This is a genomic window from Bradyrhizobium arachidis, from assembly GCF_024758505.1.
GTDB classification, from domain to species: Bacteria; Pseudomonadota; Alphaproteobacteria; order Rhizobiales; family Xanthobacteraceae; genus Bradyrhizobium; species Bradyrhizobium manausense_C.
Genome location: NZ_CP077970.1, coordinates 3,771,889 through 3,793,010 on the forward strand (window position 1 = coordinate 3,771,889; position 21,122 = coordinate 3,793,010).

The following is a 21,122-nucleotide window of genomic DNA, read 5'->3' on the forward strand; positions in this document are numbered from 1 at the left end:
TGCGGTGCGAGTCCCGGGCGACGAGTCGTCGCCAAAGCTCTCCCTGGGGTAATGGGTCCTGGCTTTCGCCAGGACGACGTCAGAGGCTCGCCGCCACGCCTTCCGCCACTGGCCGGAAGTTCGCGAAATCCCAGCCGCGGCCGGGCGCCGCATCGAGCAGCGCCTTGGTGTAGGCCTCCTTCGGATTCGTCAGCACCTCTGCCGCCGGGCCCTGTTCCACGACGTGGCCGTGCTGCATCACCACCACCTCGTCGCAGATCTGCGCGGCAACGCGCAGATCGTGGGTGATGAAGAGCAGCGCAATGCCGAGCCGCTTCTGGATCTCGTCGAGCAGTTCCAGAACCTGCGCCTGCACCGAAACGTCGAGTGCCGACACCGCCTCGTCCGCAACCAGCACGTCCGGATCGAGCGCGAGCGCGCGCGCAATGGCGATGCGCTGGCGCTGGCCGCCGGAGAACTGGTGCGGATAGCGCGACACGGCATCGGCCGGCAAGCCGACGAGTTCCAACAGCTCGCGGGCGCGCTTGAGCGCATCCGCGCGCGGGACGCCATAGTTGATCGGACCCTCGGCGATGCTTTCGCCGATGGTGACGCGCGGGTTGAGCGAGCGGTAGGGATCCTGGAACACGATCTGGATCTTTTGCCGATGCGGCTGCAGCAGGCGCCGCGACAGGTCCGAAATCTCCCGGCCGGCGAGCCGGACGCCGCCGGAGGTCGGATCGATCAGTCGGACGATGCAGCGCGCGACGGTGGACTTGCCCGAGCCGCTTTCGCCGACGATGCCGAGTGTGCGGCCCTTGCGCAGGGTGAGCGTGACCTTGTCGGCGGCGACGACCTCGCGGCCTTTGCCGAAGAACGAACGCTCGCGGTAGACCTTGCCGAGGTCGTTGGCCTCCAGCACGATCGGTTCCTTGGTCTCCTCGCGCGCCGCACGCGGCACCAGGCTCGGCACCGAGGCGAGCAGGTTGCGGGTGTACTCCATCGTCGGATTGCGCAGGATGGAGTCGAGCGTGCCGGTCTCGACTAGGCGGCCCTGCCGCATGACGGCGACGCGGTCGGCGATCTCGGCCACCACGCCCATGTCATGGGTGATGAACAGCACGGCGGTGCCGTGGTCGCGCTGCAGCTCGCGGATCAGCGAGAGGATCTGCTTCTGCGTGGTGACGTCGAGCGCGGTGGTCGGCTCGTCCGCGATCAACAGCTTTGGTTCGAGCACCAGCGCCATCGCGATCATGATGCGCTGGCGCTGCCCGCCGGAGAGGCGGTGCGGGTAAGAGGCAAAAATGCGTTCGACCTGCGGCAGATGAACCTGCTCCATCATGTCGAGGATGCGCTTCTTCCGCGCTTTCGCATCGAGATCGGTGTGGGCGCGCAGCACCTCGTCGATCTGGCGGCCGACCGGGACGACCGGATTGAGCGCCGTCATCGGCTCCTGAAAAATCATCGCCATCTGCGTGGCGCGGAGCTGCCGCAGGCGGCGATCGGTTGCGGTCAAGAGCTCCTCGCCGACCAGCTTCACGCTGCCGCTGGTCGGAACCAACGTGCCCTTCTGCAACAGGCCCATCACCGTGAGCGAGGTGACCGACTTGCCGGACCCGCTTTCGCCGACCACGCATAGCGTCTCGCGCTCGTGAACCTGGAGTGAGATGCCGTCGATGATCTTCGGTCCGTTCGGCTTCTTGCCGATGGAGACGACGAGGTTGTTGATGTCGAGAACGGTATTCTTCGGATTGGACACTGCTTACTTCCCGCTCTCGCGCTGCTTCATGCGTGGATCAAGCGCGTCGCGCGCGGCGTCGCCGATCAGGTTGATGCTGAGGATGGCGATCGACAGCAACAGGCCGGGCCAGAAGATCAGCGACGGCTTGATCTGGAAGAACTGGCGTCCCTCGGCCATGATATTGCCCCAGGTCGGCGTTTCCGGCGAGATGCCGGCGCCGAGGAAGGAGAGGATGGCCTCGGTGAGGATCGCCGATGCACAGACATAGGTGCCTTGCACGATCAGCGGCGCAATCGTGTTCGGCATCAGATGCCGCACCATGATCTTCGGCAGGCTTGAGCCGACCGAGATCGCCGCTTCCACATAAGGCTCTTCGCGCGCCGACAACACGACGGAGCGGACGAGGCGCGCGACGCGCGGGATTTCGGGGATGGTGATCGCGACCATCACGGTCCAGATGCTGGCGCCGGACAGCGACACGACGGCGATTGCGAGCAGAATGCTCGGCATCGCCATCAACCCGTCCATCACCCGCATCATGACCGCGTCGACCAGCTTGAAAAAGCCGGAGACGAGGCCGATGGCGAGGCCAATCGCGACCGACAGGATGGCGCAGCCGATACCGATCAAGAGCGAAATGCGGCCGCCATAGATCACACGGGACAGGAGGTCGCGCCCAAAGGCGTCTGTGCCGAGCAGGAACTGCGCGGAGGCCGGCTTCAGCCGTTGCGAGGGCGCCAGCAGGATCGGGTCGTGCGGCGCGATCAGCGGGGCAAGGATCGACGCGAGGATGATCAGGCTGAGGCAGACCGTTGCTGTCGCGATGATCGGCGTCGACGTCAGGAAGCCGAAGCGCGGACGCAGCGGCGTCGTGATCGGGATTGACGGTTCGGGTAGGGTTGCGATGGACATGTCTGAACCCTTCCTTAGTACCGGATACGCGGATCGAGCAGCGTATAGGCGACGTCGATCAGGAGATTGACGGTGACGTAAACCAGCGAGGTCAGAAGGATCATCGCCTGGATCACCGGATAGTCGCGCGCCAGCACCGCATCCACCGTGAGGCGGCCGATGCCGGGAATGTTGAACACGCTTTCGGTGACGACCACGCCGGAGATCAGCAGCGCAAAGCCGGTGCCGATCACGGTGATGACGGGCACGGCGGCGTTGCGCAGCGCGTGCCGCAGCAGCACGGCGGTCTCGTTGATGCCCTTGGCGCGCGCGGTGCGGACATAGTCCTCACCGAGCACGTCCAGCATCGCCGCGCGCGTCATGCGCGCGATCAGCGCGATATAGATGAAGGACAGCGCACAGGTCGGCAGCACGATGCGCTCGAAGAACGGTCCAAAGCCGTTGAAGATGCTGCGGAAGCCCTGCACCGGCACCCAGCGCAGGTCGATCGCAAAGAGCTGGATCAGGACATAGCCGACCACGAATACCGGCACCGAGAAGCCGAGCACGGAAAGACCCATCACGAAGCGGTCGATCCAGGTGCCGTGCTTCCAGGCCGCAATCACCCCCAAGGGAACGGCTACGACGACCGCAAGGATGATGGTGCACAGCGCGAGCGAAATCGACGGCTCGACGCGCTGGCTGATCATCTTCAGCACCGGCAAATTGGAGATCAGCGACGTGCCGAGATCGCCATGCAGCAGCCGGTTCAGCCAGGTGATGAACTGCACGATCAAGGGCTCGTTGAGGCCGAGCGTCTCGCGGATACGCTCGAGCCGTTCCGGCGTCGCGTTGTCGCCGGCGAGGATCGCGGCGGGGTCGCCCGGGGTGAGCCGGAGCAGGAGGAAGACAAACAGCGCCACCACGCCCATCACGGGCACGGCGGCGAAGATTCGGCGAACGAGATATCCCAGCAAGTTGGATCCGTCAGATTAGAGTCAAATCGGCGGTGATGCCGTCGGCAGGCTGCCACGAGCCTAACATTTCAGCAATTCCCGTGCCATTGCGGCCGTCGTTTTTGCGATGCAGCCAACACGTTTTGCGCGCTGCGGCTGTCTCTCACGCTGTCATTCCGGGGCGATGCGAAGCATCGAACCCGGAATCTCGAGATTCCACAATTCGCAATCGCGAATTGGGGTTCGGCTCTGCGAGCCGCCCCGGAATGACGGCTTCGCCTTCACTCCAGCGTCGCCAAGAGCCCCGCCATCAGCCGGCCGCGCTCGGCGAGGCTGTCGACCTCGATATGCTCGTCGAGCGTGTGCGCATTGGCGCCGCGCACGCCCAGGCCGTCGAGCGTGGGGATTCCCATCGCGCCGGTGAAGTTGCCGTCGGAACCGCCGCCGGCGCTGGCGTGCGGCAACTCGGCGCCGAGCTGCTTTGCGAGACCGCGCGCCTTTTCATAGAGCGCCATGGTGCCGGCATCGGGTTCCCAGACCGGCCGGGTGACGCCGCGCGTCACCTTGAAGGTCACGTCGTTGCTGGTGCCTGACAGTGCCAGCATCCTCTCGACGCCGCGGTCGAGATCGGCCTGGCGCTTGGCCATGGAGAGCGCTTCGCCGGTCGCGGTGGTGGCGACGCAATTCACCCACTGGCCGCCATGCACGATGCCGACCGAGAAGGTGCAGTCGTCCGTCGTCATGGCGTCGATCGCGAGAATCTGCCGCGCCATTTCCCGTATCGCGGAACGCCCGGAGGATAGTGTCGCGCCGGCATGGCTCGGCCGTCCGGTGGCTTCCAGGTTGAAGCGCGCGATCGCATAGCGGCCGGTGACGACGCCGTTGTCGGGACGGCCGGGTTCCGGCACCAGCACGTATTTGTTGCGCGCGGCTTCCGCCTCGATGATCTCCCGTGTCGAGGGCGTGCCGACTTCCTCGTCCGGCGTGAACAGGACGGTGATCGGCAGCGGCGTGGTGAAGGATGCGCGCGCCAACTGCCTGATGGCCTCGAGCGAGAGGTAGTTGCCGCCCTTCATGTCGAAGATGCCGGGGCCGTAGCACTTGTTGCCCTCGCGTCGCCATTTCAGCTTCTCGATGGTGCCGACGGGATGCACGGTGTCCAAATGGCCGGCGATCAGGATGCCCGGCTCGCCCTGCCGCGGGTGGGGGAAGCGCGCGCGAACGACGCCGCCAAAGCCCTGTCGGCCGGCGATGCGCTCGATCGTCGCACCCATAATCGCCATGTCGCGCGCGGCGAGGTCCAGCATGCGGTTCACCGCATCAGCGTCCCAGGTCGGGCTTTCGCATTCCACCCACGCGCGCAAGCCTTGCAGCATGGCCTCGGAATCAAAGGGAAGATTGGCTGGATTCATCGCTGATCTCTCGGGGCTTCGAGCGCGGCGCAACGAGGTCGCGCACGTGTCAGGGAATGTTCTACGGGCGGATTTGTAAAGTGAAATGGCCGAGACGAGAGCCCGTGCGGCGCTGTCGTGGGCATGCACCGAAAGCGGATTGACGGGCTCGGCGCTTGATGCAAGTCTCGAAAAGATAAAGGCGTTGCAGCACGTTAGGTCGCCTAAAGAACGAACCGAATGCACAAGCAATGATCCGCCTTTGACCAGTTTCACGTCAGGAGAAACTTTCAAATGATCCACTTCACGCGCCGGGGACATCGCACGCTCGTCTCCAAACTTGCGCTGTCCGTCGTCGCGCTGTCGACGGCACTGGCCTCGCCAGTGCTTGCCGCCGCCAGCAAGACGATCACGGCGGTGATGCACTCCGATCTGCGCATCATCGATCCGATCTTCACCACGGCCTACATCACGCGCGACCATGGCTACATGGTTTACGACACGCTGGTGTCGACCGATTCGAGCTTCAAGATCCAGCCGCAGATGGCCGACTGGAAGGTCTCCGACGACAAGCTCACCTACACCTTCACGCTGCGCGATGGGTTGAAGTGGCATGACGGCGCGCCCGTCACCGCGGAAGACTGCGTGGCTTCGCTGCAGCGCTGGGCCAAGGTCGACGGCATGGGCCAGAAGCTGATGGACTTCACTGCTTCCATCGAGGCCACCGACCCGAAGACCATCACGCTGAAGTTGAAGGAGCCCTACGGCCTGGTGCTCGATTCGATCGGCAAGCCGTCCTCGCGCGTCGCCTTCATGATGCCGAAGCGTCTCGCCGAGACGCCGGCCGACAAGCAGATCCCCGAGCAGATCGGCTCCGGTCCCTTCAAGTTCGTGCAGGGTGAATTCCAGCCTGGCGTCAAGGCGGTCTACGTCAAGAACACCGACTATGTGCCGCGCAAGGAGCCGGCGAGCTGGACGGCCGGCGGCAAGGTGGTGAAGGTCGACCGCGTCGAATGGATCACCATGCCGGATTCGCAGACCGCAGTGAACGCGCTGCAATCGGGCGACATCGACTTCATGGAGAACCTGCCGTTCGACATGCTGCCGGTGCTCGAGGCGAACAAGGAACTTACGGTCGAGGTCTCGAACAAGTTCGGTTTCCAGACCCTCGGGCGCATGAACTTTCTGCTTCCGCCCTTCGACAACGTGAAGGTTCGTCGCGCAGCGCTGCTGGCGATGAACCAGAAGGACGTGCTCGACGCGCTCGTCGGCAATCCCAAATACCAAAAGATCTGCGGCGCCTTCTTCATCTGCGATACGCCGCTCGCGACTGACGTCGGCTCCGAGACGCTGGTCAAGGGCAACGGCATGGCGGAAGCCAAGAAGGCGCTCGCCGAGTCCGGATACGACGGCACGCCCATCGTGATCATGGCGCCCGGCGACGTCACCACTCTGAAGGCGCAGCCGATCGTGGCGGCGCAGCAGCTTCGCGAGGCTGGCTTCAAGGTCGACCTTCAGGCGACCGACTGGCAGACGGTGGTGAGCCGTCGCGCCAGCCAGAAGCCCACCAAGGAAGGCGGCTGGAACATGTTCTTCACCAACTGGGTCGCGGCCGACGTCTCCAACCCGATCGCCAATCTCTCGATCGGCGGCCTGGGCAAGAAGGGCTGGTTCGGCTGGGCTGAGAACGCCAAGATCGAGCAGCTCAAGGACGCGTTCGTGCGTGCGGCCTCGCTCGACGAGCAGAAGAAGATCGCCGCCGACATTCAGAAGGAAGCCTACGAGCAGGTGATGTACGTCCCGCTCGGCCAGTATCTCCTGCCGAGCGGCTGGCGCAAATCACTCTCCGGCGTGCTGGATGGTCCGGCGACGCCGCTGTTCTGGAACGTCGACAAGTCGGAGTAGGGGATCAACGCGGCGTCCGCTCCGCGCGCTCCGTCCCAACGCAAAACGGCGCCGCTGTCACCAGCGGCGCCGTTTCTGTTTCAGTGACCCGTGTCAGCGCGGCGTGACTCCCGCAGGGAATCATTTCTTGGTGCTCGGTGATCCCTGAACGCGCTCGATTAGCGCATCTGAAGCGGCGAGCAGGCCGCTTCGATGGGCCGGGTCGACGACGCCGGGGCTGGGCAAGATGGCTTCGGCCTTGTTGTTGAACATGGCGCCGCTGTGTCCCCCGATGTCTGATGACACGAGGAGAGGGACGATGCGCTCCGCATAGACCTCGGGTGCGAGGGTCATGAGGCTCGTCAACGCTTCGACGATCCCGCGCAGCCATTTCCAGCCGAACAGATTGGCGCGAATGTCGGTCTTCACGAAACCGGGGTTGAGGCCGAACGCGTCGATGTGCGGATATCGGTCGCGCGCGTCGAGCACGATCGCCTCGTTGCCGGCGACCGTGTTCATATGCGCTTTCCAGCGCCCATAGTTCCTTTCGGAATTGAGGTCGTCGACGTCACCGGCCTGGCCGCTGCCCGGGAAACCCATCACGAAAACGCGGGGCTTCGTGCCAGGGTTGGCTCGACCGGTCCCGAGGCGCGGTGCAATCTGCTTCAGGATCACGTAGCGGCTGAGATAGCTGACCGCCAGATCGCGCTCGATCGCTTCGCCCGTCACCTCGCGCTTCGGGCCCGCCATCACGCCCGTGGTCATGATGACGATGTCCAGCGTCTCCGCGGGAAGTTCGCGGGCCACGCGCTGCGCCTCCTTCATCAGGCTCAGATCCGCCCTCATGAAGGTGATGCCCGGTGTGGCTGCGTCGCGAAAAGTCTGGCCGACCACCAGCACGTGGGCGCCCTGTGCGGCGAGCGACAGGGCAAGCGCTCTGCCGATGCCGCCGGTCCCGCCGACGATTGCGACCTTGAGGCCCTTCAGATCCAGCGTTTTCACGGCGACAGGCGACAGGTGGATGGAGGGATCACGCTTCATATGTGTTGCGTCCCCGTCAGTGCGCGGCCGCCTGGCCCGACGACTGGGCCAGGGTGGGATAGTCGGTGTAGCCGTTCGCGCCCGGCGTATAGAACGTCGCGCGGTCGGGCTGGTTCAACGGGGCGTTGCGGCGGAAGCGTTCGGGAAGATCGGGATTGGCGAGGAACGAACTGCCGAATGCAACGGCATCGGCCTTGCCTTCTCTGAGGAGAGCTTCGGCTGAATCCCTGGTGAGGCCGCCGCCGACGATGTAGGCGCCGCCAAAGCGCGGACGCAGCAGGGCGTGGTAGTCCTTGGCTGTGCCGAACAGCGCGACATGCAGATAGGCCATGTCCTTCGCGTTGAGATGTTCGACGAGGTAGCCGTAGGTCTCCTCCGGCGCATCGTCCTTGATGTCGTTGAAATTCATCTCCGGCGAGATTTTCAGGCCGACGCGGCCCGGGCCGGCCTCTTCGATCATGGCGGCAAGCGTCTCCAGGATGAAGCGCGCGCGGTTTTCAAGCGAGCCGCCATAGGCGTCGGTGCGGCGGTTGCTGCCGGATGACAAAAATTGCTCCGGCAGATAGCCGGTGGCGCCGTGCAGCTCGACACCGTCGAACCCTGCGGCAAGCGCGTTCCCGGTCGCGCGCCGGTAGGCGGCGATGATGTCCTTCACCTCGACGGTGGTAAGCGCGCGGGGGGTGACAAAATCCTTTTGACCTTCATCGGTCCAGGACTGCCCCTGCGGGCGGATCGCCGACGGCGCGACCGGCGCTTTCCCCTCCGGTTGCAGCAGGGGATGCGAGATGCGCCCGGTGTGCATCAACTGCATGAAGATGCGGCCGCCGGCATCGTGAACCGCCGTAGCTACGGCCTTCCACCCGGCGATCTGCGCCTCGGTCTCGATGCCCGGCGTGCGGACATATCCCTTGCCGTCGGCGGACGGAAACACACCCTCGGTGATGATGAGCCCGGCATCGGCCCGCTGCGCATAATAAGTCGCGGCCAGGCTGCCAGGGGAGCCGTCCACATTGGCGCGAGACCGCGTCATCGGCGCCATCACGAAACGATTGAGAATGTCGGCCTTGCCGAGCCTGACGGGGGTGAAGAGCGATTGCATCGGAGATCCTTTCTGTCGGTGAAAGGATAGGAATTCCTATTCTGGAATAAATACGGTAGAATGGAATTTATTGTTCCATAAATGGCAAGGTCGGATGGAATTGCTGAACGACATGGCTCTGTTCGTGGAAGTGGTGAAGGCGAACAGCTTCAGCCGCGCCGCCGAAGCGCTTGAAATGCCCAACTCCACGCTGTCGCGCCGGATCAGCCTGCTCGAGAAGGAGATCGGTCTGCGGCTCCTGCACCGGACCACAAGGCGCATCGAGCTGACGGAAGCGGGCCAGATCTACTTCGAGCGCAGCAAGCGGATCGTCGAGGAAGCTCGGCTCGCGCACGAACAGCTTGGCGAGATGGTCGCGCAGCCGACCGGAACGTTGCGTGTCTCGATGCCGGTCGATTTTGCGACGACCTATGTCGCGCCTCTATTGCCGAAATTCGCAAACCTCTATCCGGGTCTCGCGTTCGAGTTCGACCTCACGCCGCGCAACGTCGATCTGGTGGCCGAGCCCTTCGACCTCGCCATCCGCATGGCAAGGCCGGAGCCGCAAAACCTCATCGCGCGGGTGATCGCGAGGGTCTCGGCCCAACTCTACGCCTCGCCCGACTATCTCGGACGCTACGGCATGCCTGATCACCCGGCGGAGCTCGAAGGGCGGCAGTGCCTGACCATGCATACGCTGTCGAGCTGGGGGCTCTATTCAGGAACCGACACGTTCGAGGTGAAGGTCGGCAGTCGCTTCGCCTGCAACAGCGTCGCGATGATCCGGCGTCTGGCGGCGCTCGGACTGGGCATTGCCTTTCTTCCGGAGCGCGTCGTCGCCGAAGACCTTCAGGCCGGCCGTCTCGTGAGCATTTTGCCTGCGTGGCAGGGGCATCCGACCTCGGTCTATGCCGTAACGGAAACGCGGCTGCTCCCCGCCAAGACGCAGCGCTTCATCGAGTTCTTGCAGGAGGAGCTGAGAGGGGAGTGACGCGCCGCGGCTCACGCGCCGCGATGATGCGGCCGGAACAGCCGCCCCTTTTCCACCACCAGCACGATCGCGAGCGACGCCAATGTGCAGAGGAAGAAGCCGGTCGCGAACGGCAGCAGCGTGCCGTCAAAGCTCTGGCCCATGACGACGCCGATCACGATCCCGACCAGCGTCGTGATCGAGCCGTAGAGCGAGGAGGCGGTGCCGGCGATGTGGCCCTGCGGCTCCATGGCGAGCGCGGTGAAGTTGGCGATCATCATGCCGAAGGCGAACATCATCAGCCCCGACAGCACCAGAAACAGCGCCAGCGGCAACATATGCAGGCTCTCGGCGAGCAGCATTGCGGCCGCGACGACGGTGTAGAGCGTCAACGCGCCATGCGAGATCACGCGCATGCCGAGCCGTCCGACCAGCCTTGCGTTGAGGAACCCGGCGATTGCGGTGCCGGCCGCGATGGCGGCGAAGGCGAGCGGGAAATAATGGCCGAGGCGATAGATGCCGACGAAGACCTGCTGGGCCGAGAACACATAGGCGAACAGCGAGCCGATGACGCCGCCGGCCGCGAGCGCATAGCCGATAGTCTGGCGGTTGGTGACGGTCTGCTTGAAGGCGTCGAGCACGTCGCCAAGCGCGAGCGACCTGCGTTCGCTCTCCGGCAGGGTCTCCGGCAACCGCAACACGCTCCACGCCAGCGCGAGCAGCCCATAGAGCATCAGCACGACGAAGATGCCGCGCCATTGCGTCAGGAGCAGCACGGCCTGGCCGAAGGACGGCGCGATCACGGGCACGGCGATGAACACCATCATGGCGAGCGACATCACGCTCGCCATGCGGCGGCCGACATAGCAGTCGCGCACGATCGAGGTGGCGATGACGCGCGTCGCCGAGGTGCCGAGCCCTTGCAGCGCGCGGGCGAGCAGCAGCGTCTCGAACGAGGGCGCGGCGATCGCAAGGACACTGGCGATCGCATACACCGTCATGCCGCCGAGCAGCACCGGCCGCCGGCCGAAGCGGTCCGACAGCGGGCCCATGACGACCTGGCCCACGCCAAAGCCGAGCAGGAAGGTCGACAGCACGAGCTGGAGATGATTGGCGACGGGAATCTTGAAGGCCGCGCCGATATTGGGCAGCGCCGGCAGCATCATGTCCATCGCCAGCGGATTGAGCGCCATGATGGCGGCGATCACCACGACGAATTCGGGAAATCCCATCGGACGGTGTCCCGAGGACACCCAATTGTCGGCATTGACGTCGGACACGAAAGAACCTGCTGCAAATGACATGCACCTTGTAGCGTGCATGCTGCGTCGCACAAGCGGCGTTTCGGGATGGCAGCTAGGCGACGTAGTGACCGGACAACAATCGGTGAAGGCGGCGTGATGGTTGGGGTGGGTCCGGTCCGAGGCTGACCCGCGATCAGGCCGAGGCGTGCAGCAAGCGCGCCCGCGCTCTGCGCTCCCATCGGTCGAGCATTGGCCCGAGATCGCCGAGCCCCGCGGGCGTTGCTTGGCCCTGAGGCATCACCTCATTCGCATTTGCTGGCTGCGGCGACTCCGGTTCCCTGTGGTCCTTCCACCTGCGCGCCTGGTCGTGTCGCATGCGCGAGATGTGGGCGCGGGTGAAGTAGCCCGCAGCGTACGACATCGCGAGAATAATCAGGAGTACAACAACATCCACCAGATACACTCCGCTCTCAGAGCACGGCAAAGGGCTCGCCGAGATGGTTAGCTCTTGCAAAACATATCGCGCATTTCGTTGACAAAAACGCGGCCAAGTTGGGGAAGCGCGCGGCTCATTCCGAGTTGGCGAACTATCCCGACCGTGGTCGCGCGCAGCGGACTTCCGTCACAATTTGATCAGCGCGATGCCGAGATCCTCGCGCTTCCTGCGGCGCAGATGCGCGGCGGTCTCTGCAATGGTGACCTCGAGCGTCGGCTGGACGGTGCCCGAGAGAAGATGGCCGCCGCGGACGGAGCCGTCCTTGAGCCCGAGCACCGCATGCAGATGCAGGCTGGCCTTGCCGTCATCGCCCTCTGCGAGATCGCCGAGCAGGCTCAACACTTCGCATTGCTCGCCCACATCGATCGGCTTGTATTGCTTTTTTGCCAGGTCGAACCAGCCGACCTTGGCCTGCGAGAACGCACCGATCGCGGTGACCGACGCGCCGGTGATGCCCTCGCGATTGGCGAACTCGGTGATCGCGTTGAACGCTTCCTCGCCGGGGTCGAGCACCAGCACGAAGATGCGCGCCGGCGCGTCCTTGAGGCATCTGAATTTCATCGCAGTTCCGTATGAGGCGTGAATGACGGGCTCTTGATGGGGCAACAGATGGGGCGGTGGGTTGTTCCTCCACCGCGTCGGCAGGCGGAATTGCGGCGTTCGTTCCGTTGGGACCGAAATGCGCGTCACGTTCTTCAATTTCGAATCATCCGATTGATGGAATTTCGGATTTACGGTTGTGCGGACGGTCGGTAGTGCCAACCGACCCCCGGTCTCCCTGCGCCCTTCATCCTGACAGAAGCAAAGCTCGGGCGACATGCCGCAAGGCGACCGCTGGCCCTCCGAGCGTCAAGATGGCCGCTGTTGCGAAAGTGGTACCCGTTCTGCGGAGGAGATTCTCTCCGGGCAGGATTTATTTCGATCGCGTCATTTGAGGCGATCTCATTGTTCTTACGCAACATTTCGCTCAATTTGACGAACTTTGACATAATACGCGTTTCATGTCAAAGTAGTTCGAAATGTCAAACAAGCTCACTCAAGACGAGGCAGAGGCGCGCCGGCTGAAGATCCTCACGGCCGCCCGCTGGTGCTTTCTCAACTTTGGTTTTTCGAAAACGTCGCTCGATGACATCTCTAAACGCGCAAACATCTCGCGCACGCTGCTGTATCGAACCTTCAAGGATAAGGAGGACATCTTCACTGCGGTCTTCGCTGAGTGGCTGGTCTCGCGACATCCCGCGGCCAAGGCAGCAGCCGATCGGGATGGCTCACCGAGCGAGCGCCTTCTTGACGTATGCAGGCTTATGGTGATCGAGCCCTGGGCTGACATGGTCGGCGCCCCCATGGCAGGCGAGTTCTTCGACGTCTGCGAGCGGATAGATCCAGAAATTGAAGCACTGCATCGTCGCGTGGCGTCGGAATGCGTCGCGACAATCCTCGGCGGCGAAGAAGCAGCCGCGGAGGTGTTCCTGCTCGCGCTTGATGGACTTCTCAGCGATGAGCCCACCACAACGGTACTGCAGCAGCGCGTGCAGCTTCTCGCTGCCCGCTTCGTGCCGCCTATCAACAAACGAAAGTAGTGAGTATGACTAGAGAATGGACGGTGAAGGATATCCCTTCACAAGCTGGGAAGCGCATTATCGTGACCGGCGCGAACAGCGGCATTGGCTGGCATGCAGCCCTGGAGCTGGCGCGCGCCGAAGCAGAGGTGACAATCGCTTCCCGCGACCAGACCAAGGCTGAAGAGGCGGCTAACCGCATCGTCGCCATCGTGCCAAATGCAAAGGTCTCCACTGGCAAACTCGACCTCTCCAATCCAGCATCGGTAAGAGCCTTTGCCGAAAGCCAACTGGCGCTGTCCCGACCGATTGACGTGCTGATCAACAACGCGGGTGTAATGGCCCTTCCGGATCGTCGGGAAAGCGTAGGCGGCCACGAGATGCAGTTTGCGACGAACGTTCTGGGCCCCTACCAACTTACGGCTTTGCTGCTTCCTACGTTGCTTCGATCGCCGTCGCCCCGCGTTGTCACGGTGGCGTCTGGCACTCACGCAATGGGAGGCCCGGTCCCGATCGTCGATCTCGACTCCAAGCAAGGCTACAAGCCCATCAAAGTCTACGCGAAAACAAAACTTGCTAATGTCCTTGTTGCCAGAGAACTACAGCGGCGTGCTGGAGACCGCCTGCTATCGGTGATCTGCCATCCAGGCGCGTCAAAAACCAACTTGTTCGCCGACACCAGCTTATTGATGCTGCTCTCGGTGTTTGCCCTATATCCGCTTATCCAGAACGCTACCATGGGAGCAGAGCCGACGCTTATGGCCGCAACATCCAAGGATATTAAGCCGGGCGGCTATTATGGTCCCGGCGGCTTCATGAGACTGCGTGGACACCCGACCGAAGATAAGACCGCGCCTCTCGCGGACAACGCAGAGGCTGGTCGGGTCCTGGTTGATGAGCTTGAACGGATGTCAGGCGTTTCTTTCGCGCTTTAGTTCCTGGAGAGAGGGCGTCACGATGACGGCCACGACCTGTGCCGACTTCGTCGGCTTCTTCCGCGCGTGGATTGCGAATCCGAAGCGTGTTTCTGCCGTCGCGCCGTCCGGGCAGACGCTCGCGCGACTCATGACCCGCGACATCAAGTCCAGCGATGGACCGGTCATCGAGTTGGGGCCCGGCACGGGCGTCTTCACCCAAGCCCTTCTGCGCCAGGGCATTGCGGAGTCGGATTTGCTACTGATCGAGTACGGCTCTGATTTCATGCGCCTTCTGCAACGGCGTTTCCCGAAGGCACGGGTGCTATGGATGGATGCCTCCCAGCTTTCCCAGTACGAGCCGTTCGTGGCTCCGGCCGGTGCCGTCGTGAGTGGTTTGCCGTTGCTCTCGATGTCGCCTCGCAAGGTGATGGCAATCCTCACGGGCGCATTTCGCCACATGCGAGACGGAGGCACCTTCTATCAGTTCACCTACGGCATGAGCTGCCCGGTGCCGCGCCCCATCCTCGACCGGCTAGGGCTCAAAGCAAGCTTGGTCGGACGTACGGCACTGAACATTCCGCCAGCATCGGTCTACCGCATACGGCGTCGCCAACCGCTCGCCTACGATCTCGATCGCACAGCAGCTAACTCTTGAGCAAGCTCATTGCTCCGCTGGTGTCTTTGTTCTTGGCGCTCCGGTACATCGCAAGCACAGCAAGCGGGAGAAACTTACGCAATCCAGAACGTTCAGTCAGGCAAGAACCTGGGTTACGGTAACAGTGCACTAAACCTCGCGTGCCTAACCGCATTATCTCCGCGACGTCCGCATTGATCAAAGCGGCAAGAAGACTGCGGGGCCCCAGGGCATAGTGTCGCCGGAGTCGCTTGAGCTTGAGTCATCTCCGAGCCTCGTCCGACACGGCCCGCATCTGCCTTCGCTCGGCCGACACCGTCCTTCACAAACCGGCCATTTCTGATTCCGCGACGATTCCGTCTGCGGCTGATTTGCCAACAGCCGGGAAGTTGGTTGGGCGCAGTACGGCGCGTCGTTGGGAAACGAGAAGCTCACCGATGGTGCGGGCAGCCGGAGTCGAACCGGCACAGCGCTTTCGCACCGAGGGATTTTAAGTCCCTTGCGTCTACCAATTCCGCCATGCCCGCTTGATCTAACGAGATCAAAGACTTAACGCGTTTTCCGGCTTGATGGAATTGGCTTTGTTGGGCCGGAAAGGCGCTTCTTCCTTAAGCGAGGGCGCTGCGTAACGCAAAGCCTCAATCCGGACATCTCCTGCTGCTTTAGGCATTCTCAATCCAAGGGGACTATCAATCCGGCCATGCTTGTTTCGAATTCCCATCGCCTGCGCGCGTGCTGCGCTCTGCTCGTGCTGCTGGCCTCCGCCGCCGCTCTCTCCGGCTGCGCCAGCGTGGGCGATACGATCAGCCCGGCGTTTGCCGATCCCGGCAAATACGAGCTGTGGGACTGCAAGCAGCTCGAGGGTGAGCGCAAGACGCTGGCCGCGCGAACCGCCGACTTGCAGAAGCTGATGGACAAGGCCCAGACCGGCGTCGGCGGCGCCGTGGTATCCGAGATGGCCTATCGCAACGACTATGTGGCCGTGCAGGGGCAGAAGCATTTTGCCGAGGAAGCGTGGCGCAAGAACCGGTGCCGTGAGTCCGTGCCTGGAGCTGCTGTGGCCGGGGCGCCGCCCACGCCGCCTGTCGTCGCGCCCGCCGGCACGTCGCGGCCGCAGTCCAAGTCGGGTGGCGCGGTTTACTAGAGCGTTTTCAAGCGAAGTGGATTCCGGTTCGCTTCAAGAAAACGCGTCAAAACAAGAAGGCTTTGGCGCGGCGGCTCAGAGTTTCCAACTGTAGATCCAGTCCTGCCGCGCCAGCATGCGTTCCGGCCCGAGCGCACGAATCGCGAGATCGCGCGCTAGCGCTAAGGGGCCGGTGAGGTGATAGATCTGGCCCTGCTGCCGCGCCGTGCGCTGAACCTGCCTCACGCGCGCGCGGCGGGCGCGGCCATATTGCTTCAGCGCGGCCGCGATGCTCGCCGCGCTCTCCGTCGCATTGCCGCCGAGGTGCTGCGCCAGCACGGCCGCGTCCTCGATCGCCATGCCGGCGCCCTGCGCGGCAAAGGGCAGCATGGCGTGCACGGCATCGCCCAAAAGCGCAATCGAGCCCTTGCTCCACTCGCAGCCCTCAGGCACGCCGAACAGCGCCCATTTGCGCCAGCTATCGACCGCCTTGAGCATCATCCGGGCCGGCCCGGGCCAGCGCGGTGCGGGGAAGGCGTCCATCAGCTCGAAGGGATCGCCGGGCGTGCTCCAGCCCGGCCTGTTCCAGGTGCCCGGCACGATCGCGACCACGTTGATCTGGCGGCCGCCCGCGATCGGATAGGCGACGAGATGGGCGCCGGGTCCCATCCAGAGCTGCACCCGGCGGGAGGTGTATTCCTTCGGCAGTTGCGTGGCCTCGAAGGTGCCGCGCCAGGCGATCAGGCCGGAGAAGCGCGGCTGCACCTCGGGAAACAGATGTTGGCGCACCGTCGACCAGATGCCGTCGGCGCCGATGAGCACGCTGGCGACGTCGCTCTGGCGGGAATTGCCGATGCGGTGGACGACGGTCAAGCCCCGGGCGTGAGCCGCCACGTCCTCGAAAGTCGCGCCAAGGCGCAGATCGATATCGGGATGGTCCTGAACCTGTGCCGCCAGCGCAGCCTGCAGGTCGGCCCGGTGCACCACCCAATAGGGCGCGCCGGCGCGCGCCACTGCTGCCTCGCCGAGCGGCAGGCGCAGCAGTTCGCCGCCGGCCCGCGTGCTCATGATGCTGACCGCCTCCGGCGTCACGGCGCCCCGGCGCAGGCGCTCGGACAATCCGAGCTCGACCAGGATGCGACTGGCGTTGGGGGAGAGCTGCAGGCCGGCGCCGGCTTCCTCGAGCCGCTCGGCCTTTTCCAGCACGACGACGCGAAAGCCTTTGGCGGCGAGCGCCAGCGCCGCCGTCAGACCGCCGATACCGGCGCCTGCAATGAAGATCGTTCGGGAGACCGCCACCCCAACAGGATTATCAGACTATGAGGGCCGCGGTCAGGCGACCTTGTCCTTCACGACGCATTCCGGCGGGCGCGCTTCGCCCGCCTTCAGGTCGGCCGCGAAGCGGTACAGCGTCGAGCAGTACGGGCAGATGATCTCGTTGTCGTTGCCGAGGTCCAGGAAGACGTGCGGATGGTCGAACGGAGGATTGGCGCCCACGCACATGAACTCCTGCGAGCCGATCTCGATGACGGGAACACCGGCGTCGTTGTGGAAGTGCGGGACGACATGGTCGGACATTGGAACTCATCCTGGAGTGGCAAAGGGCGTCAGAACACAACCAACTGATGCGGCATCGTTCGAGGGGCCGCGGACCATACTGGCGGGTGCAGATGATTGCTAGTCCAGTGGAACCAAAAAGGCCCGCAACTGCCCCATGCTCATTTGCTCATGTAAATTCGACACTTTCTTGTCGTCCCGGAGAAGCCCTTCTTTCGTCGGGGACGTTGTGTCGCAAATTTGGCATACTATTTCTGTGGACGAGGGGAGAGCCCCGACAGCGGGCCGAATCGGCAGGCAGATGAGCAGGCGGTCGTCCAGGTTTTGCGCATGAAGTGGCTGCGAATCAGCACGGCCGTGACCGGTCTGCTCGCCTGCACGTATGTCCTCGTGCAGATTGCGCCGCATGCGCGCTATTCGGCCGCGATACTCGCCGCGCAGGACGATCCGGCCGCACTGTCGGAGCTACGGCTCGACGCCGTCCTGGCCGCCAACCCGTCGCTCGTTCCTGACAATATCGAGGCCGCACTGGCCGCCGGCGATGCCGATCTTGCGAGTAGCTTTGTCGAGCTCGCGCGCGAGCGCAACATCGCGCTGCCGGATGGTCTCCTGACCCGCGTGAACGACGCGGTGAGGGACGAGAATTCCACCACGCATTTCGCAAAACGCTTTGCGACCGGCCTCGTCACCGGCAACGCCGACGATGTTGCCAGCCTCTCCGGCACGGTCGCCGGCGATCTCTTCGTGTTCGGCGATGTCAGGGACGTCGTGCGCGAGGGCAAGCACCTCGCGATGGGCGAGGAGACCGATCACCTCATCCTTGGCCTTGCGACCGCAGGCCTCGCGGTGACGGCCGCGACCTATATCTCCGTCGGCGGCGCCACGCCGGTGCGCGCCGGGCTGTCGCTGGTGAAGGATGCCCGCAAGGTCGGCCGCCTGGGTGAGGGGCTCGCGGTATGGGCCGGCCGCTCCGCGCGCGAGGTCGTCGACACGCCCGCGCTCAAGAAGGCGGTTGCCTCCAGCTCCATGTTCCGGCCGGGCGAGAGCGTCAGTGCGATCAAGGCCGCGTTCCGCGCCGAGAAGGCCGGCGCACTGGTGCGACTCGGCAAGGACGTCACGCGCGTCGCCGGCAAGACCGGCACCCGCGGCGCGCTGGATACGCTGCGCATCGCCGAGGGCCCGAAGGACGTCGCACGCGCCGCGCGCCTTGCCGAAGCGCAGGGCGGCAAGACCCGCGCGATCATGAAGCTGCTCGGCCGCGGCGCGCTGCTGCTCGTCACCGGCGCCTTCAATTTCACGATGTGGCTGTTAGGGGCCGCCTTCACGCTGCTCGGCCTGTTGTCCTCGATCAAGGCCACCACGGAGCGTCTCACCCAATCCTGGTGTGACCGCAGACGGAGGCGGCGGCAGCGCCAGGCGCAGGCCGAAGCTGCCGAAACCGCTCTGGCGGGCGCGGCCGTCACGGCCTAAGATCGTCTTCTCCCCAAACAGATGCGGACCAAGCGATGCCGAGTTTCCACAACGGCGCAGTTGAAATTGCCTATCTCGACGAAGGCGAGGGCGACCCGATCCTCCTGCTGCACGGCTTTGCCTCGAGCAAGAACGTCAACTGGGTCTATCCGACCTGGGTCTCCGAGCTGCGCAAGAACGGCCGCCGGGTAATCGCACTCGACAATCGCGGCCATGGCGAGTCCCAGAAGCTCTACGATCCCGCGCAATATTCCATTCCGACCATGGCCGGCGACGTGCTGGCGCTGATGGATCATCTGGCGATCCCGCAGGCCGACATCATGGGCTATTCGATGGGCGGGCGGATGGCGGCCTGGCTCTCCCTCAACGAGCCGCAGCGCCTGCGCTCCGCAATCCTCGGCGGCATCGGCATCGGCGGCCTGATCGAGGGCACCGGCCCCGGCGAGAAGGTGGCCGAAGCGCTGGAGGCGGCCTCGCTCGACGACGTCACCGATCCGGTCGGGCGCACCTTCCGTGCCTTCGCCGATCAGACGCGCTCCGACCGCAAGGCGCTCGCCGCGTGCCTGCGCGGCACCCGCGACCTCATGCGCAAGGAGGAAGCCGCGCGCATCGACGTGCCGGTCTTGATCGCGGTCGGGACCACCGATGACGTCGCCGGCTCCGCGCATGCGCTCGGCGACATCATCCCGGGATCGGAAGTGCTCGATATCCCCAACCGCGATCACATGCGCGCGGTCGGCGACAAGGTCTACAAGGTCGGCGTGCTCGATTTCCTGTCACGCAGGGGATGACGGCTCGTCACGCCTGGGATGACGGCTCGTCCGCGCCATCGTCGCCGCCGATGAAGCGCGCCAGCGCCATCAGCACGACGAAGGTGGCAAGCCAGGCCATCCGCGCGCCGTAGCGGTCATGCGGTCCGGAGATCACGCCGCAGATGAAGGCGTTGCCGAGCAGCGCCAGAGCCACGGTGCTCGCAAGCAGGGTCAGATCGTCGAGGCGGCGGCGCGACGCCGCGTGTCCGAGCAGCGCGACCAGCGCCAGCATCGAGGCGAGCGCGACCGGGACATGCAGCCAGTTGACGTAGGCGAAATCGACACCCCAATGCTGCTGGCGCGCCGCGCGCATCGGCGCGACCTGGGCCGGGATATAGCGCTCGATGATGCCGTAGGTGTGCGGGATCCAGCCATTGGTGCCTTCGCCGGTCGCCGCATGCAGCAATTGCTGGCCCACCGCCGTCAGCGCCGCCTGCGCCTGCCAGGCCGGATAGTCGGCGAGCGAATGCACGACGATGTAGCTCATCTCCTCGTTCATGCCTTCAAACCGGCCGAGCGTGTTGAACATGCTGTTGCCCCACAAAAATTCGTCGGCGGTCGCGGGAAGCTCGTTGCGGTAGGGACACAGCTTGAATTTTTCGCGCGGGCAATGATCGCTGAGGAAGCGCGCGACGATGCCGTCCTGCATCATGCGGCCGAAGGCGACGCCGTAGCCGCCAGGCGTCCAGGCCCAGTTGCCGGACAGCGCATGGTTGGTCGCAAGCAGCATCAAGCCGCCGGCCATGATCGTCAGGCTGCCCTGCACCAGGCCCGCGATCGGAACGCGCCGGCGGAGCAGCGGCCACGTCATCCAGCCGACCGCGCAAAGCCCGAGCAGCACGCCGAGCGTCGCGCTGTGGGTCGCCGCGGCAAAGGCGGTGAACGCGAACAGCGAGAATTTTTCCGTCGTCGAAATCCGCTTGCCGCCGACGACGAGCAGGAACAGCGCCAGCACCGACAGCCCTGCGAAGATGTCGGTCAGCAGCATGCTCGCGAGCCAGGGCAGCGCGGTCGATATTGTGAGGACGAGGCTGATCGCGACGAAGCGGGATGTCTGCATCAGGCCGAGCACGCGCAGCGTCAGCTGCAACAGCCAGAGCGTCGCCAGCGACTGGATCGCGAGGTTGATCCAGAAGCCAAAACTCTCGCCCATATGCAGATAGAGGCCGAACACCGTGGAGCGGCTCGGCACCAGATAGCCCTCATACCAGCGCGCGAGGTAGCCGCCGGTATCCCATTGAAGCAGCGGATAGCCGTTCCAGAGCGCGGGCGCGATCAAGAGGAGGGGTAGGGCAATGACCGCCAGTCCCAGCCAGACAGAACCCGTGGCGCGGCTGCGCAAGATGTCGGTGGTGATGCTCAATTCCTCTCCGTCGCGT

The 21,122-nt window shown here is 64.3% G+C and carries 20 protein-coding genes and 1 tRNA gene; 8 read left to right on the top strand and 13 right to left on the bottom strand.

Annotated elements, in window-relative coordinates:
- Positions 1-79: 79 nt before the first annotated feature.
- The 4 genes from KUF59_RS17060 to KUF59_RS17075 form a co-directional block, all read right to left on the bottom strand.
- On the bottom strand, positions 80-1,738 hold the full coding sequence (locus tag KUF59_RS17060; protein ID WP_212458349.1) for an ABC transporter ATP-binding protein: 1,659 nt from the start codon (positions 1,736-1,738) through the stop codon (positions 80-82).
- A gap of 3 nt (positions 1,739-1,741) precedes the next feature.
- Complete coding sequence (locus KUF59_RS17065) at positions 1,742-2,632, bottom strand: ABC transporter permease (protein WP_212458350.1); 891 nt, start codon at positions 2,630-2,632, stop codon at positions 1,742-1,744.
- Positions 2,633-2,646: 14 nt separating this feature from the next.
- Positions 2,647-3,588: an ABC transporter permease gene (locus tag KUF59_RS17070; RefSeq protein WP_212458351.1), complete on the bottom strand. Its 942-nt coding sequence runs from the start codon at positions 3,586-3,588 to the stop codon at positions 2,647-2,649.
- Between the two features lie 260 nt (positions 3,589-3,848).
- Positions 3,849-4,979, bottom strand: coding sequence for a M20/M25/M40 family metallo-hydrolase (locus tag KUF59_RS17075; protein WP_212458352.1), 1,131 nt, complete (start codon positions 4,977-4,979; stop codon positions 3,849-3,851).
- A 273-nt stretch (positions 4,980-5,252) separates the two neighbouring features.
- Between KUF59_RS17075 and KUF59_RS17080 the strand changes: the two genes are divergently transcribed.
- Positions 5,253-6,863, top strand: a complete 1,611-nt coding sequence (locus KUF59_RS17080; protein WP_212458353.1) for an ABC transporter substrate-binding protein — start codon at positions 5,253-5,255, stop codon at positions 6,861-6,863.
- 120 nt (positions 6,864-6,983) lie between these two features.
- On the opposite strand, the gene KUF59_RS17085 is transcribed toward KUF59_RS17080, so the two are convergent.
- Entirely contained in the window at positions 6,984-7,883 is a 900-nt protein-coding gene (locus KUF59_RS17085) for an SDR family NAD(P)-dependent oxidoreductase (protein WP_212458354.1), read from the bottom strand.
- Between the two features lie 16 nt (positions 7,884-7,899).
- Complete coding sequence (locus tag KUF59_RS17090) at positions 7,900-8,982, bottom strand: alkene reductase (RefSeq protein ID WP_212458355.1); 1,083 nt, start codon at positions 8,980-8,982, stop codon at positions 7,900-7,902.
- 94 nt (positions 8,983-9,076) lie between these two features.
- On the opposite strand from KUF59_RS17090, the gene KUF59_RS17095 reads away from it, so the two are divergent.
- Positions 9,077-9,952, top strand: a complete 876-nt coding sequence (locus KUF59_RS17095) for a LysR family transcriptional regulator (protein ID WP_212458356.1) — start codon at positions 9,077-9,079, stop codon at positions 9,950-9,952.
- An 11-nt stretch (positions 9,953-9,963) separates the two neighbouring features.
- Here KUF59_RS17095 and KUF59_RS17100 read toward each other — a convergent pair whose 3' ends face one another.
- Together KUF59_RS17100 and KUF59_RS17110 are read right to left on the bottom strand one after the other, a co-directional pair.
- Positions 9,964-11,211: a multidrug effflux MFS transporter gene (locus KUF59_RS17100; RefSeq protein ID WP_258769712.1), complete on the bottom strand. Its 1,248-nt coding sequence runs from the start codon at positions 11,209-11,211 to the stop codon at positions 9,964-9,966.
- 586 nt (positions 11,212-11,797) lie between these two features.
- Positions 11,798-12,232 carry a PPC domain-containing DNA-binding protein gene (locus KUF59_RS17110; RefSeq protein ID WP_212458357.1) on the bottom strand — a complete coding sequence of 145 codons (435 nt, stop codon included), beginning with the start codon at positions 12,230-12,232 and terminating at the stop codon, positions 11,798-11,800.
- 458 nt (positions 12,233-12,690) lie between these two features.
- Between KUF59_RS17110 and KUF59_RS17115 the strand changes: the two genes are divergently transcribed.
- Genes KUF59_RS17115 through KUF59_RS17125 form a run of 3 tightly spaced genes read left to right on the top strand, consistent with a single transcriptional unit; the run spans position 12,691 to position 14,802 of the window.
- The gene (locus tag KUF59_RS17115; protein ID WP_212458358.1) at positions 12,691-13,251 is read left to right on the top strand and encodes a TetR/AcrR family transcriptional regulator; all 561 of its coding nucleotides are present in this window, start codon (positions 12,691-12,693) and stop codon (positions 13,249-13,251) included.
- Between the two features lie 23 nt (positions 13,252-13,274).
- Complete coding sequence (locus tag KUF59_RS17120; RefSeq protein WP_258769713.1) at positions 13,275-14,165, top strand: SDR family NAD(P)-dependent oxidoreductase; 891 nt, start codon at positions 13,275-13,277, stop codon at positions 14,163-14,165.
- A 22-nt stretch (positions 14,166-14,187) separates the two neighbouring features.
- Positions 14,188-14,802: a class I SAM-dependent methyltransferase gene (locus KUF59_RS17125; protein ID WP_212458360.1), complete on the top strand. Its 615-nt coding sequence runs from the start codon at positions 14,188-14,190 to the stop codon at positions 14,800-14,802.
- 417 nt (positions 14,803-15,219) lie between these two features.
- On the opposite strand, the gene KUF59_RS17130 is transcribed toward KUF59_RS17125, so the two are convergent.
- Both KUF59_RS17130 and KUF59_RS17135 read right to left on the bottom strand, forming a co-directional pair.
- A tRNA-Leu gene (locus KUF59_RS17130) sits at positions 15,220-15,308 on the bottom strand.
- Positions 15,309-15,322: 14 nt separating this feature from the next.
- Entirely contained in the window at positions 15,323-15,451 is a 129-nt protein-coding gene (locus tag KUF59_RS17135; protein WP_258769714.1) for a hypothetical protein, read from the bottom strand.
- Positions 15,452-15,481: 30 nt separating this feature from the next.
- Between KUF59_RS17135 and KUF59_RS17140 the strand changes: the two genes are divergently transcribed.
- Positions 15,482-15,925: a twin-arginine translocation pathway signal gene (locus tag KUF59_RS17140; protein WP_212458361.1), complete on the top strand. Its 444-nt coding sequence runs from the start codon at positions 15,482-15,484 to the stop codon at positions 15,923-15,925.
- 75 nt (positions 15,926-16,000) lie between these two features.
- Here the strand turns inward: KUF59_RS17140 and KUF59_RS17145 are convergent, their stop codons facing one another.
- Both KUF59_RS17145 and KUF59_RS17150 read right to left on the bottom strand, forming a co-directional pair.
- Positions 16,001-17,203 (bottom strand): FAD-dependent monooxygenase, encoded by a 1,203-nt coding sequence (locus KUF59_RS17145; protein WP_212458362.1) that lies wholly within the window; start codon positions 17,201-17,203, stop codon positions 16,001-16,003.
- Positions 17,204-17,236: 33 nt separating this feature from the next.
- Complete coding sequence (locus KUF59_RS17150) at positions 17,237-17,482, bottom strand: zinc-finger domain-containing protein (RefSeq protein ID WP_212458363.1); 246 nt, start codon at positions 17,480-17,482, stop codon at positions 17,237-17,239.
- A 309-nt stretch (positions 17,483-17,791) separates the two neighbouring features.
- Between KUF59_RS17150 and KUF59_RS17155 the strand changes: the two genes are divergently transcribed.
- Together KUF59_RS17155 and KUF59_RS17160 are read left to right on the top strand one after the other, a co-directional pair.
- On the top strand, positions 17,792-18,931 hold the full coding sequence (locus tag KUF59_RS17155) for a hypothetical protein (RefSeq protein WP_212458364.1): 1,140 nt from the start codon (positions 17,792-17,794) through the stop codon (positions 18,929-18,931).
- Positions 18,932-18,966: 35 nt separating this feature from the next.
- A complete protein-coding gene (locus KUF59_RS17160) occupies positions 18,967-19,722 on the top strand; it encodes an alpha/beta fold hydrolase (RefSeq protein WP_212458365.1) in 756 nt (251 codons plus the stop codon).
- Positions 19,723-19,729: 7 nt separating this feature from the next.
- Here KUF59_RS17160 and KUF59_RS17165 read toward each other — a convergent pair whose 3' ends face one another.
- Entirely contained in the window at positions 19,730-21,106 is a 1,377-nt protein-coding gene (locus KUF59_RS17165; RefSeq protein ID WP_212458366.1) for a hypothetical protein, read from the bottom strand.
- Positions 21,107-21,122: the final 16 nt, after the last annotated feature.